This is a genomic window from Nonomuraea sp. NPDC048892 (assembly GCF_040649735.1).
Lineage (GTDB): Bacteria > Actinomycetota > Actinomycetes > Streptosporangiales > Streptosporangiaceae > Nonomuraea > Nonomuraea maheshkhaliensis.
This window is the reverse complement of sequence record NZ_JBEZFZ010000008.1, coordinates 34,393-47,622: the sequence shown is the minus strand read 5'-3', so window position 1 is coordinate 47,622 and position 13,230 is coordinate 34,393. Positions and strand designations below refer to the sequence as shown.

Annotated in this window: 10 protein-coding genes; 5 read left to right on the top strand and 5 right to left on the bottom strand. The window is 71.8% G+C overall.

From position 1 onward, the window contains the following. Nucleotides 1–158: 158 nt before the first annotated feature. From AB0C28_RS26725 to kdpF, 5 genes are read right to left on the bottom strand one after another with little or no spacing between them, the layout of a single operon-like run. The gene (locus AB0C28_RS26725) at nucleotides 159–2,693 is read right to left on the bottom strand and encodes a DUF4118 domain-containing protein (protein WP_358078196.1); all 2,535 of its coding nucleotides are present in this window, start codon (nucleotides 2,691–2,693) and stop codon (nucleotides 159–161) included. Further along, nucleotides 2,690–3,517 carry a potassium-transporting ATPase subunit C gene (locus AB0C28_RS26720; RefSeq protein ID WP_357850394.1) on the bottom strand — a complete coding sequence of 276 codons (828 nt, stop codon included), beginning with the start codon at nucleotides 3,515–3,517 and terminating at the stop codon, nucleotides 2,690–2,692. The genes AB0C28_RS26725 and AB0C28_RS26720 overlap by 4 nt, the downstream gene beginning before the upstream one ends. A gap of 1 nt (nucleotide 3,518) precedes the next feature. Continuing rightward, complete coding sequence (gene kdpB, locus AB0C28_RS26715) at nucleotides 3,519–5,618, bottom strand: potassium-transporting ATPase subunit KdpB (protein WP_358078193.1); 2,100 nt, start codon at nucleotides 5,616–5,618, stop codon at nucleotides 3,519–3,521. Nucleotide 5,619: 1 nt separating this feature from the next. After that, nucleotides 5,620–7,281 carry a potassium-transporting ATPase subunit KdpA gene (kdpA, locus tag AB0C28_RS26710; protein ID WP_358078190.1) on the bottom strand — a complete coding sequence of 554 codons (1,662 nt, stop codon included), beginning with the start codon at nucleotides 7,279–7,281 and terminating at the stop codon, nucleotides 5,620–5,622. Next, entirely contained in the window at nucleotides 7,278–7,370 is a 93-nt protein-coding gene (kdpF, locus tag AB0C28_RS26705; protein ID WP_357850385.1) for a K(+)-transporting ATPase subunit F, read from the bottom strand. The genes kdpA and kdpF overlap by 4 nt, the downstream gene beginning before the upstream one ends. Nucleotides 7,371–7,720: 350 nt before the next feature. On the opposite strand from kdpF, the gene AB0C28_RS26700 reads away from it, so the two are divergent. From AB0C28_RS26700 to AB0C28_RS26680, 5 genes are all read left to right on the top strand, one after another. Further along, the gene (locus AB0C28_RS26700; RefSeq protein ID WP_358078188.1) at nucleotides 7,721–8,536 is read left to right on the top strand and encodes a GDSL-type esterase/lipase family protein; all 816 of its coding nucleotides are present in this window, start codon (nucleotides 7,721–7,723) and stop codon (nucleotides 8,534–8,536) included. A gap of 657 nt (nucleotides 8,537–9,193) precedes the next feature. Next, nucleotides 9,194–10,105: a diacylglycerol kinase family protein gene (locus AB0C28_RS26695; protein WP_358078185.1), complete on the top strand. Its 912-nt coding sequence runs from the start codon at nucleotides 9,194–9,196 to the stop codon at nucleotides 10,103–10,105. A 211-nt stretch (nucleotides 10,106–10,316) separates the two neighbouring features. Continuing rightward, a complete protein-coding gene (locus tag AB0C28_RS26690; protein WP_358078182.1) occupies nucleotides 10,317–11,462 on the top strand; it encodes an indoleamine 2,3-dioxygenase in 1,146 nt (381 codons plus the stop codon). A 278-nt stretch (nucleotides 11,463–11,740) separates the two neighbouring features. Then, nucleotides 11,741–12,277, top strand: coding sequence for a hypothetical protein (locus AB0C28_RS26685; protein WP_358078179.1), 537 nt, complete (start codon nucleotides 11,741–11,743; stop codon nucleotides 12,275–12,277). Then, on the top strand, nucleotides 12,277–13,218 hold the full coding sequence (locus AB0C28_RS26680; RefSeq protein WP_358078176.1) for a DUF4097 family beta strand repeat-containing protein: 942 nt from the start codon (nucleotides 12,277–12,279) through the stop codon (nucleotides 13,216–13,218). The genes AB0C28_RS26685 and AB0C28_RS26680 overlap by 1 nt, the downstream gene beginning before the upstream one ends. Nucleotides 13,219–13,230 lie beyond the last annotated feature (12 nt).

The following is a 13,230-nucleotide window of genomic DNA, read 5'->3' as shown; positions in this document are numbered from 1 at the left end:
AGAACCCAGCCGGTCTGCCCGGACCACCAGCCCCCTGGCCAGGGAAACCAGCAGATATTCCGGAAATATGTGGTTCGTTCAACGCCTCGCCCCTCCCAGCGGCGGCAATCCCCTCCGGGAACTGATTCGCCCGCCGCTCCCCGCCGGATCACCCCCGATCAATCGGCGGCGACAGGCAGGGTGAGGGTCATGGTGAGCCCGCCCCCGGGCGTCTCCTCGGGGACGAGAGCCCCGCCCATCGCCTCCGTGAGCCCGCGCGACAGGGCCAGGCCGAGCCCCACCCCCGCGTGGTTGTCCCGGTCCCCGAGCCGCTGGAACGGCTGGAACACCCGGTCGTACGCCTCGGGCGGCAGGCCGGGCCCGCGATCGACGACGCGTACCTCGACCCGCTCCCCGTGCCGCCCGGCCGTGACCCTCACCCGTTCCGAGGGCGGGCTGTAGCGGACGGCGTTCGACATGAGGTTGACCAGGACCCGCTCCAGCAGCACCGGGTCGGCCAGGACGTCGGGCAGCCCGGCGGGGAGGTCGTACTCGACGCGGTCGCGCGGCGGCCCGAGGTCGTCGGTGGCGCGCGGGACGATCTCCTCCAGATCGACCGGCTCCAGAGCGACGCCGAGCACTCCGGCCTGCAGCCGGCTCATGTCGAGCAGGTTCGCGACGAGCCGGTCCAGTTTGTCGAGGGATTCGGCGGCGGTGGCGAGCAGTTCGGCGCGGTCCTCGGGCGACCAGGCGACCTCGGTGCCGCTCAGGCTCTCGACCGCGGCCTTGGCCGAGGCGAGCGGGGTGCGCAGGTCGTGGCTGACGGCGGCGAGCAGCGCGGTGCGCATCCGGTCGGCCGCGGCCAGCGGGCGGGCCCGTTCGGCCTCCTCGCGCAGGCGTTCCTGGCGCAGGGCGACGGCGGCCTCGGCGGCGAAGGCCTCCAGCACCGTGCGGTCGGCCGCCTCCAGCGGCCCGCCCCTGGCGGCCATGATCATGTCGTCGTCGATGACCACGTCGGTGTCGGCCCGGCCGGGGCAGGTCGCGGGCTCGCCACCGGAGGTGGCCGCGATCCGCCAGGCGCCGGGGTCGGTGCGGACGTCGGGCGTGCGAGCGGCCTCGGGCCGGCGTTCGAGCAGCGTGACCGAGTCCAGGCCGAACGTCTCGCGCATGCGTGCCAGCAGGGACGGTACGGCGGCCTGGCCGCGCAGCACGTGCCCGGCCAGCGTGGACAGCAGCTCGGCGTCGGCCCCTGCGCGGGCGGCCTGGCGGGTACGGCGGGCGGCGACGTCCACGATCGTGCTCACCGCCGCCGCCACCGCGACGAACACCACCAGCGCGAACAGGCTCTCCGGATCGCTGATCGTGAACTCGCCGAGCGGCGGCGTGAAGTACCAGTTGAGCAGCAGCGACCCGCCCACGGCCGCGGTGATGGCCGGCCACATGCCGCCGGCCAGCGCGACCCCGATCGTCAGGCAGAGGAAGAGCAGGATCTCGCTGGGCAGCGACAGCACGTCGCGGAACGGCGACAACACCAGCGTCAGCAGCGGCATCCCGGCCACCGCCAGCACCCAGCCGGCCAGCCGCCGCCTGCGGGTGAGCGCGGCGCGGGAGCCGGCCCGCCGGCGCCGCCCCTTCCTGGCCTCCTCGTGGGTGATCATGTGGACGTCGATGGAGCCGGAGCGGGCGGTGGTCTCGACCCCGACGCCGCGCGAGAGGATCTGCGCGAAGCGGCCCCTGCGGGAGGCGCCGAGCACGAGCTGGGTGGCGTTCACGCCACGGGCGAAGTCGAGCAGCGCCTGGGAGACGTCGTCCCCGACGACCTGGTGGTAGCTGCCGCCCATGCTCTCGACGAGGGTGCGCTGGCGGGCCAGGCTGGCCGGGTCGGCCCCGGCCAGCCCGTCGGCGCTGGTGACGTGGACGGCCAGCAGGTCGGCACCCTTGGTCCTGGCCGCGATGCGGGCGGCCCTGCGGATCAGGGTGTCGCCCTCGCGGCCGCCGGTCAGGGCGACCACCACGCGTTCGCGGGTCTCCCAGGTCGTGGCGATGCCGTGGTCGGCGCGGTAGCGGTCGAGCTGGTCGTCCACCTCACCGGCCACCCACAGCAGGGCCAGCTCGCGCAGCGCGGTCAGGTTGCCGACGCGGAAGTAGTTCGCCAGGGCGGCGTCCACTTTGGACGAGCCGTAGACGTTCCCGTGCGCCATGCGGCGGCGCAGCGCCTCGGGCGACATGTCGACCAGCTCGACCTGATCGGCGCCGCGCACCACCTCGTCCGGCACGGTCTCGCGCTGCGGCACGCCGGTGATCTGCTCGACGACGTCGTTGACCGACTCCAGGTGCTGGATGTTGACCGTGGAGACGACGTCGATGCCGGCGTCGAGGATCTCGTCGACGTCCTGCCAGCGCTTGGCGTTCTTCGAGCCGGGCACGTTGGTGTGGGCCAGCTCGTCGATCAGCGCCACCCGGGGCCGGCGGGCGATCACCGCCTCGGTGTCCAGCTCGGTGAGCGGCACGCCCCGGTGCGTCACCGTCCTGCGCGGAACCACCTCAAGGCCGTCCAGCAGGGCCGCGGTGCGGGGGCGGCCGTGGGTCTCGACGAGCCCCACGACCACGTCCCGGCCCCGTTCGACGGCTCTGCGGCCCTCCCCGAGCATCGCGTACGTCTTGCCTACCCCGGGCGCGGCCCCGAGGTAGACGCGCAGGCGGCCCCGGCTCATGTCCGGTCGAGCGCCAGGTTGAGTTCGAGCACGTTGACGGCGGGCTCGCCGGCGAACCCGAGCACGCGGCCCGTGGTGTGCTCGGCGATCAGCGCTTTCACCTGTTCGACGGCGATGCCGCGTTCCCTGGCCACGCGGGGCGCCTGGAGGTCGGCGTAGGCCACGGAGATGTGCGGGTCCAGGCCCGAGCCGCTCGCCGTCACCGCGTCGGCGGGGACGGCGGGCGCGCCGGCGTCGCCGCGCACGGGGACGGTCCGGCCGGCCGCGTAGTCCGCGCCCGGCCGGCCGCACTCGACCGGCAGCCCCTGGTAGGTGGCCAGGAACGGGGTGGCGGGGCAGGGCTGGTTGACGCTGACCGCGTGATCGGGAAAGACCTTCAGCACCGCGCCGACCCCGTCGGGCGTGCAGTACGGACGGGCGCCGCTGACGCCCTCCAGCTCGCCGGCCGCCTTGGAACGGGCGCAGACCCGGGTGAGCAGCGACTGCCTGCCCTCCTCGCCCGGCGTGGGCAGGGTGTCCACGACGTCCTCGGGGCCGAGGTTGGAGGCGCCGGTGGCGGTCGGGTCGTAACCGTCTCCGGCGGCCGAGGGCCGGGACTGGAAGTACTTCCCGACCGGCACGCCGCGCGCGTCGGTGAAGGACTGGCCGATGATCGCGCTCCCGGCGTTCCCATTGACGATCGAGCCGTTGGCCGAGTCGTGGAACAGCACCTGGGCCAGGCCGGTGACGGCCAGCGGGTAGATCAGGCCGAGCAGCACCGTCAGTACGGCCACCGCGCGGATCGCGGCGAGATGCGGGCGCAGCCAGGCGGGCAGACGTTGCATGTCAGCTCATCCCCGGAAGGAACTGGACCAGAAGGTCGATGATCTTGATACCGATGAACGGCGCGACGATGCCGCCCAGGCCGTAGACGTACAGGTTGCGGCTGAGCAGCTTGGACGCGCTCGACGGGCGGTAGCGGACGCCGCGCAGCGCCAGCGGGATCAACGCGACGATGATCAGCGCGTTGAAGACGACCGCGGCCAGGATCGCGGACTGCGGGCTGGACAGGCGCATGACGTTGAGCGCGTCCAGGCCCGGGTAGACGGCCGCGAACATGGCCGGGATGATCGCGAAGTACTTGGCGACGTCGTTCGCGATCGAGAACGTGGTCAGCGCGCCGCGCGTGATGAGCAGCTGCTTGCCGATCTCCACGATCTCGATCAGCTTGGTCGGGTTGGAGTCGAGGTCGACCATGTTCCCGGCCTCCTTGGCGGCGCTGGTGCCGGTGTTCATGGCCACGCCGACGTCCGACTGCGCCAGGGCGGGCGCGTCGTTGGTGCCGTCGCCGGTCATCGCGACCAGCCGGCCGCCCTCCTGCTCCTTCTTGATGAGCGCGAGCTTGTCCTCGGGGGTGGCCTCGGCCAGGAAGTCGTCCACGCCTGCCTCGTCGGCGATGGCCTTGGCGGTGAGCGGGTTGTCGCCGGTGATCATGACGGTACGGATGCCCATGCGGCGCATCTCGTCGAACCGTTCCCGCATGCCCTGCTTGACCACGTCCTTGAGGTGGATCACGCCGAGCACCCGGTCGCGCTCGGCCACGACCAGCGGGGTGCCGCCGGAGGCCGAGATGCCGTCCACGATGTGCCCCACCTCGTCGGTGGGGTGGCCGCCGGCGTCGCGCACCCACTTCATCACCGCCGTGGCGGCGCCCTTGCGGACTTCGCGGCCTTCGAAGTTCACGCCTGACATGCGGGTCTGTGCGGTGAACTGCACCCATTCGGCGCCGTGGATCTCGCGCTCGCGCAGGCCGTGACGTTCCTTGGCGAACACCACGATCGAGCGGCCCTCTGGTGTCTCGTCGGCCAGGCTCGACAACTGCGCCGCCTCCGCCAGGTCCCGTTCCGCGACCCCGGCGACGGGGACGAACTCCGACGCCTGCCGGTTGCCCAGGGTGATCGTGCCGGTCTTGTCCAGCAGCAGCGTGGACACGTCCCCCGCCGCCTCGACGGCCCGTCCCGACATCGCCAGGACGTTGCGCTGCACCAGGCGGTCCATGCCGGCGATGCCGATGGCCGACAGCAACGCGCCGATCGTGGTGGGGATCAGGCAGACCAGCAGCGACACCAGCACGACGCCGGTGACACCGTTCGCGTCGAGAGCCAGGGAGTCGGGCACGCCCGGGTTGACCAGTTTGGAGTAGACGGCCAGCGGCTGCATGGTCGCGGTGGCGACCAGGAAGACGATCGTCAGCGCGGCGAGCAGGATGTTGAGCGCGATCTCGTTCGGCGTCTTCTGCCGGTTCGCGCCCTCGACCAGGGCGATCATGCGGTCGATGAAGCTCTCGCCCGGCTGCTGCGTGATGCGCACGACGATCCGGTCCGACAGCACCCTGGTGCCGCCGGTCACGGCGCTGCGGTCGCCGCCGGACTCGCGGATGACGGGGGCGGACTCGCCGGTGATGGCCGATTCGTCCACCGAGGCAATGCCCTCCACCACGTCGCCGTCGCCCGGGATGATCTCTCCCGCCTCGACGACCACGAAGTCGCCCGGCCTGAGCTCGGGCGCGCCGATCTCGTCCCACTCGGCCGCGTCCCTGCTCCTCAGGCGGCGGGCCCTGGTGCCGGTCCTGGCCCGGCGCAGCGTGGCCGCCTGCGCCTTGCCGCGCCCCTCGGCGACGGCCTCGGCCAGGTTCGCGAAGATCGCGGTCAGCCACAGCCACACCACGACGGCCCAGGCGAAGAACGACGGCCGCAGGACGGCCAGGACGGTGGTGAACGCCGCGCCGATCTCCACGACGAACATGACCGGGTTGCGCCACAGCGTGGCGGGATTGAGCTTCCTCAGCGCCTCGGGCAGCGCCAGGAGCAGGTGCCGGGGGTCGAACAGACCGCCGCCGGCGCGGCCGGTCCGTTCCAGGGGTTTCTCCAGTACGGGGGCTGACATGTCAGGACAGTCCTTCCGCGATCGGGCCGAGCGCGAGCGCCGGCAGGAAGGTCAGGGCGACCAGGATGACGGTGACGCCGACGACCAGGCCGACGAACTGCGGCCGGTGCGTGGGCAGCGTGCCCGCGCCCTCGGGGACGGGCGACTGGCGGGCCAGCGAGCCGGCCAGCGCCAGGACCAGGATGATCGGCAGGAACCGGCCGAAGACCATGCACAGGCCGAGCGCCACGTCGTACCACGGGGTGTTGACCGTGAGGCCGGCGAAGGCGGAGCCGTTGTTGTTGGCGGCGCTGGTGAAGGCGTACAGGATCTCCGACAGGCCGTGCGGGCCCGAGTTGAGCATGCTCGCGCGCTGCTCCGGCGAGCCCATCGCGAACGCCGTGCCGATCAGCACGAGCGCCGGGGTGACCAGGAAGTAGAGCGAGGCCAGCTTGATCTGGCGGGGGCCGATCTTCTTGCCCAGGTACTCGGGGGTGCGCCCGACCATCAGTCCGGCCACGAAGACCGTGATGACGGCCAGCACGAGCATGCCGTACAGGCCCGCGCCGACGCCGCCGGGGGCGATCTCGCCGAGCATCATGTTCGCCATGGTCATCATGCCGCCGAACGGCGTGTAGGAGTCGTGGAAGCTGTTCACGGCTCCGGTGCTGGTGAGCGTGGTCACCGCGCCGAAGGTGGCGGAGTCCGAGACACCGAAGCGGACCTCCTTGCCCTCCATGGCCGCGCCGACGGCCTGCGGCACGGTCGCGTGGCCGCCGAGTTCGAAGGCGTTGGTGAGCAGCACGGAGGCCAGCGCCAGCACGCCCATGACGGCGAGGATGGCGTGCCCCTGACGGACCTGCCCGACCATCCGGCCGAACGTCCGCGGCAGCGCGAACGGGATCGCCAGGATCAGCAGGAGCTCGAACCAGTTCGTCCAGGTGGTCGGATTCTCGAACGGGTGGGCGGAGTTGGCGTTGTAGAAGCCGCCGCCGTTGGTGCCGAGCAGCTTGATGACCTCCTGCGAGGCGACCGGGCCGCCGGTGATCGCCTGCGTGCCGCCGGTCAGCGTGCTGACCTCGTGCACGCCCGACAGGTTCTGGATCACCCCGCCCGCGACCAGCACGAACGCGCCCAGGAACGCGATCGGCAGCAGCACCCGGACGGTGCCGCGGACCAGGTCCACCCAGAAGTTGCCGATCGTGCCCGACCGGCTGCGGGCGAAGCCGCGCACCAGCGCGATGGCCACCGCCATGCCGACCGCGGCCGAGACGAAGTTCTGCACGGCCAGGGCGGCCATCTGGGTCAGGTGGCCCATGGTGGACTCGCCGGAGTAGGCCTGCCAGTTGGTGTTGGTGACGAAGCTGACGGCGGTGTTCCAGGCGATGTGATCGGTGACCGGGGCCATGCCCTCGCTCAGCGGGAGCCGGTCCTGGAGGCGCTGGAGTCCGTACACGGCCAGGATGGAGATCACCGAGAACGCGAGCAGACTGCGCGCGTAGACCGCCCAGCTCTGCTCGGCGTCGGCCCGCACGCCGAGCAGCCGGTAGACGCCGCGCTCGGCGGCGGTGTGTCTCTTGCTCGTGTAGACGCGGAACATGTGGTCGCCGAGTGGCCGGTGCAGCAGAGCCAGCACGAGGACCAGGGAGGCGACGAAGAGCACCCCCGCCGTCGTGGCGTTCATCTGAACCGCTCCGGGAACAGCAGGGCCGCGACCATGAAGACCGTCAGGGCGACGACGATCGCCAGGCCCGTGGCGTTGACCGCGTTCACAGGCGCTCCACCGCCTTCACGACGAGCCCGAAGATCACGAAGATCGCGATCGTCAGAGCGACGAAGACGACGTCGGCCATCTCCACTCCTCAGTTCTGGTTTCCTCCGCTCGGATGAGCGGGACAGAGTCCAGCAAATCTGGGAAATAGCCCTGTTTCGCATTCCTTGACGGGTTTCATACGGCCGGGTGGGGATTCTTGACGCCATCCGCACAGGGCGCTTTCTCACGGTGCCGGGCGGGGATTCTTGACGCGCATAAGGCGCTTTCTCGCGATGCCGGGCCGGATGTCCGGTGAGTGTCCTGCTACGTGCCTGTCCCCCTGCCACCCGGAGGTGGACCATGGACGGCCATGAAGCCCATGACAGGCAAGACCTGGCTGCAGCACACCCATCTCGACAAGCTGTACGGCTACCTGCCCGGCATGGCGGACGCGCTGCCGACGATCTTCGGGCTGAGCCGGGACGAGTACGTCCAGGTCATCGCCGAGTACGACGCCCGCGCCGGCCAGGCCGCCGAGACCCTGCTCACCGACGGGGAGTTCGCCGCCCGCCTGGCCGCGCTGCCCGTACCCGCCGGGCGGACGATCCTGGCGATCGGCGACAGCATCACCGACGACCTGCAGTCCTGGGCCGAGATCCTGCGCCACCTGCTCCGCCCGCGCGGCGTGCGCGTCGTGAACGGCGGCCTGTCCGCGCACACGACCGCCATGCTGCTGCGTCGCTGGCCGGCCACACTGAACGCGGTCCGCCCCGACTGGGTGATCTGCGCGCTCGGCGGCAACGACGTCACCCGCATCGGCCCCGAGTCCGCCAAGCCCCAGGTCGGCCTGGCCGAGAGCGTGGCCAACCTGCGGGAGCTGCGGCGCATCGGCGGGGCGGTGGAGACGTGGGTGTGGCTGACTCCTGTGCCGGTGCGCGAGGAACGGGTCGCCGCCTTCCCCGCCTTCGGGTTCAGCCAGGTCGGCTGGCGCAACGCCGACGTGGTGGCGCTGGCCGGGGAGGTGCTGGGCTTTCCCGAGCCGGTCGTGGACCTGACGGCCGCGTTCGGGGTTCCGGCGCGGTCTGATCTGCAGGGTGAGGATGGGGTGCATCCGTCGTTGGACGGGCAGATCGCGATCGTACGGGCGCTCGTGGAACGGTTGACCGAGCACCGGCCGCACGCGTGACCCCTCGTCGGCCGTCCCGCGTGATCCTCCACTGGACACCCCATGCTCCCTCGCCCGGCGCTCGCAGGCGGCGCCTGGCTCTCAGGAGGTTGGCGGGAGGCGGGCTTGGGCGGTCGCGATGGTGAGGAGTTCGGGCAGATTGCCGTCCGGCCCGCCGGAATAATCCGCCCCGCCCAAGCAGCCCAACCCGCCCAGACAACCCCTCCGACATGTCCGGTCCGTCAGGCCTGTCAGACGCAGACGGCCCCTCCGGCTCGTCCGGGCCGAATCCCTCCGCCCGCAGCTCCGCCTCGGCGACCGCCCGCACGTCAGGGGCGATCAGGTCCAGCAACCGCCACACTTCCTCGGCGGCTAGTTCCAGCGTCATGTCCCGACCTTGGGCCGCCACGGGTCTCCTCTCGTCGACCGGAACGCTCCATCCATTGTCCGCCGATGTACGGCGACCGGCTCGGAAAGCGCTCCAGCTCGGCCACCCGCGCCGTCAGCACCACCAGCCTCACCACCACCGGCTCCACCAGCCCGGTTTCGCGGGGCGAATCATGGGCATCGAGCGCCCAGGACTCCGGGAGAGCAGGACCGCAGGAGGGCAGGACCCCGGAAAGGCAAGGCCGGGAGGGCAGGACTCTGACAGGGCAGGGATCGGGGAGGGCAGGCGCGATGGCTCGCAGGTTGCTGGTGATGGGCAATCCGGCCGCGGGCGGAGCCGGCGAGGAGCGGCGTAAGGCGGTGCTGGACGTCCTCTCCGGCGGGGCCGACGTCGTGGAGCGGGTGACGGAACGGCCGGAGGACATCGGCCGCGCGCTGGCCGAGCACGCCGATCGCATTCCGGTCGTGCTCGGCGGCGACGGCAGCCTGCACACGCTGGTGGCCGAGCTGCTGTCCCGCGACGAGCTGGCCGAGCGCCCGGTGGGCCTGATCCCGATGGGCACCGGCAACGACCTGGCACGTTCCCTGGGCATCCCGCTCGACCCGTGCGAGGCCGCTGAGGTGGTCCTGCGGGGCCGGGAGCGGCCGATGGACCTGCTCGTGGCCGGCGACGGCACGATCGTGGTGAACGCCGTGCACGTCGGCGTCGGCGCACTGGCCGCCGAGGAGGCGACGCCCCTCAAACCGTTGCTGCGCCGGGTCGCGTACGCGGCGGGGGCGCTGCTGGCAGGCGTACGCGCGAAGGGCTGGCACCTGCGGGTGCGCGCGGACGGCAGGACCATCGCCGACGGCCGGCGGCGGATCCTGATGGTGGGCGTCGGCAACGGCACCTCGATCGGCGGCGGCACCCCGCTCACCCCACAGGCCCGTCCTGACGACGGCCTGGCGGACGTGGTCGTCTCCTTCGCCGTCTCACCCCTGGCCCGGCTGACCTTCGGCCTGCTGCTGCGGCTAGGCAGACAGCGCCGCCACGACGACGTCGTGACCCTCAGAGCGCGCGCCATCTCCATCGACGGCGAGCCGGTCCCGGCCAACGCCGACGGGGAGCTGTACCAGGCCAGCCCCTCCTACGCCTGGACGGTGCATCCCGCGGCCTGGCGCATCCTCGCCCCCGCGAACGGTTCGCCGGAGAAGAACCGATGACCACGGAAACGGCCGACCTGGAGAATCCTGGAACGGTGCGGGCATCCAGACCAGAGGCGCCCGGAACAGCACAGGGGCACGGACCGGAAGAGCTGGGGACAGCACAGGGGCACGGACCGGAAGAACCCATGACACCTGAGACGGCGCGGGGGCCCGGTTCGGCGGAGTTCATGTGCGTGAGGCGGCGTCGGCGTCCGGGCTGGAGGGGCCGATGACATCTGGGGCGGGACGGATGGCCGGCCTGGGCGACTATGCCATCGACCCGGTCCGTGGATTCGTCCCCGCCGACGACCCGCCGAACACGCTGCCGCCGTACTACCGCCCCTGGGAGCGGACCGTACGCGACCTGTCAGCCCTGATCATGACGGGCCGCCTGCGCGGCACCGTCGCGTCGCTGCCCGTGCTCACACTCGAAAAACTGAGCTCACACGGAGAGCGCGAACGGGCCATGCTGCTGCTGACCTGCCTGGCGAACGCGTACGTATGGGGATCAACCACCCCCGCCCGCACGCTCCCCGCCCCCGTGGCCCGCCCCCTCGACGAGCTGGCCCGCCTGCTGGAACGGCCGCCGATCATCGCCCACGCCTCGATCGTCCTGAACAACTGGCGCCGCCTCGACCGCACGGAGCCGCTGAGCACGTCCAACATCGACACCCAGGTGACGTTCCTCGGCGGCGTGGACGAGAAGTGGTTCTACCTCGCCACCGTGGGCGTCGAGCTGGCCGGCGCGCCCGGGCTGCCGCTGCTCGTGCGCGCCCACGACGCCGTAATCGCCAACGCCCCCGACCTGCTCACAGAGGCGCTGCTAGGCGTGCAGGAGGTGCTCGGCCGCACGACGGACGCGCTGCTCGGCATCGAACGCTGGTGCGACCCGCACGTCTTCTTCCACCGGATCAGGCCGTTCCTCACCGGCTGGGCCGAACCCGGGCTGATCTTCGAGGGCGTGGATCGCGGGCCCGTCGTCCTGGCCGGCGGCAGCGCCGCGCAGAGCTCACTGATCCAGTCGTTCGACGCCGGGCTCGGCATCCGCCACGACGACGAGGTGACTGCCGGCTTCCTCACCGGCATGCGCGCGTACATGCCGGCGCCGCACCGCCGTTTTCTCACCGACCTGGAGACCGGCCCCTCGGTACGCGCCTACGTGGCCGACCGGCGCCGCGACCGGCCACGGCTGGTGGAGGCGTACAACGGAGCCGTGGACGCGCTGGCCCGGCTCAGGGCCCAGCACATCGGCATCACCGGCCGCTACATCCAGCGCTTCGAACGCGACGGCGCGGCCAAGGGCACGGGCGGCAGCGACTACACCGGCTTCCTCCGCCGCGCCCGCGAGGAGACCATCGGCCACCTGCTGCCCTGATCAGCGAGGCGGCGGGGCTTGCTGGCGATGGCGGTCGTCCTGCTGATCGCCTGCCGTGGCACCACGCCGGTGCAGCGCGTACGGATCCTGCCGCGACACCACGCCAGCGCAGCGCGTGCGGATTCTGTCGTGCCTGCCCAAGCTCTTCGTGGCCCTCGATGGAAGACCACGATCGCGCAGGAGCCACTAGTCTGGTGACGCCGCATGACGCCATGATGACTCCACCCACTCCCACCAGCCCACTTGATATGACGCCACGATGATGTCATAGTGACGCCATGGACTTGGCTCCGTACGTTGACAATCTCCGGCGCGATCTGGCCATCGCCGCCGCGGCGGGCGGTGACGAGGCGCGGGCGCTGGCCGAGCGATTGGCCGCGACGCTCGAGTCCGCTACCCGGCTCGCCCTGCTGGAGGCCCTGTCCGCCGCCGCGGACGAGATCACCCGCGACCTCGCCCCCGGCTCGGTCGAGGTCCGCCTGCGTGGCCGCGAACCCGGTTTCGTGGTGACGCCACCGCTGGTCGCCGCCTCGTTCGAGGACGACGGCGAGCGGCACGGCCCGCCCGCCCCGCCACCGCCGCCACCACCTATGCCGCCCGACGCCGACGACGGCGGCACGTCCCGCATCTCCCTGCGCGTTCCCGAGCACCTCAAGCCGCGCATCGAGGAGGCCGCCGCCCGCGACGGCCTGTCCGTTAACGCCTGGCTCGTACGCGCCGTCTCCGCCGCCCTCGACCCCGGCCAGGACACCCGGCGCTCAGGCAAGAGCGCGCCGCGGCAGGCCGGCAACCGCTACAGCGGCTGGGTGCGCTGATGACCACGTCAACCCGCGACGACTGGATCGCCATGCCGACCTTCGACACTCCCGAGCCCGTCCTCGTCGTCATCGACCTGCCGACGGCCACCATCAGGATCAACGCGAGCGAGCGCACCGACACCGTCGTGGAGGTGCGCCCGAGCAACGAGTTCGACGAATCCGACGTCGAGGCCGCCCGGCAGGCGCGGGTCGACCTCACCGGCGGCAGGCTGCTGCTCCGGGTGGAGGGCGGAGGGCCCGCCACGTCGCTCGGCTGGGGCCTGTCGTTCGACAAACTGGTCGAGTCGCCCACGTCCTGGGCGCGCTCGCTGCTGCTCGGCCACAGCGGCTCGATCGAGGTGACGATCGACCTGCCCGCCGGCTCCCGCGTGGACGCCAAGGCGGCGACGGGCCTGCACTGCCGGGGCCCGCTCGGCGAGGTGGCGTTCACCACCACCTACGGCGACGTCAACGTGGAGGAGTCCGGCCGGCTGCGGCTGAAGACCACCTACGGCGACATCTCGGTCACCCGCTCGTCCGGCCACGCCGAGGTCACCACGACCCACGGCGACATCAGGATCGGCGAGATCGACGGCACGGCGGTGCTGAAGAACTCCCACGGCGACCTGCGCCTCGGCGAGATCACCGGCGAGCTGCGGGTGCAGACCTCCCACGGCGACATCGCCGTCGACCGCGCCCTGTCCGGCGTCGCCATCAAGACCTCGTACGGCAGCGCGCGCATCGGCGAGGTGGTGGTCGGCTCGGTCGTCATGGAGACCACCGGCGGCGGCCTCGACCTCGGCATCCGCGAGGGCAGCGCGGCCTGGCTGGATCTCAGTTCCACCTACGGCACCGTGGACGTCGAGCTGGAGTCCAGCGACGGCCCCGGTCACACCGACGACGTCGTCGAGGTGCGCGCGCACACCGCGCACGGCGACATCTCCATCCACCGATCCTGACGATCAAGGAGA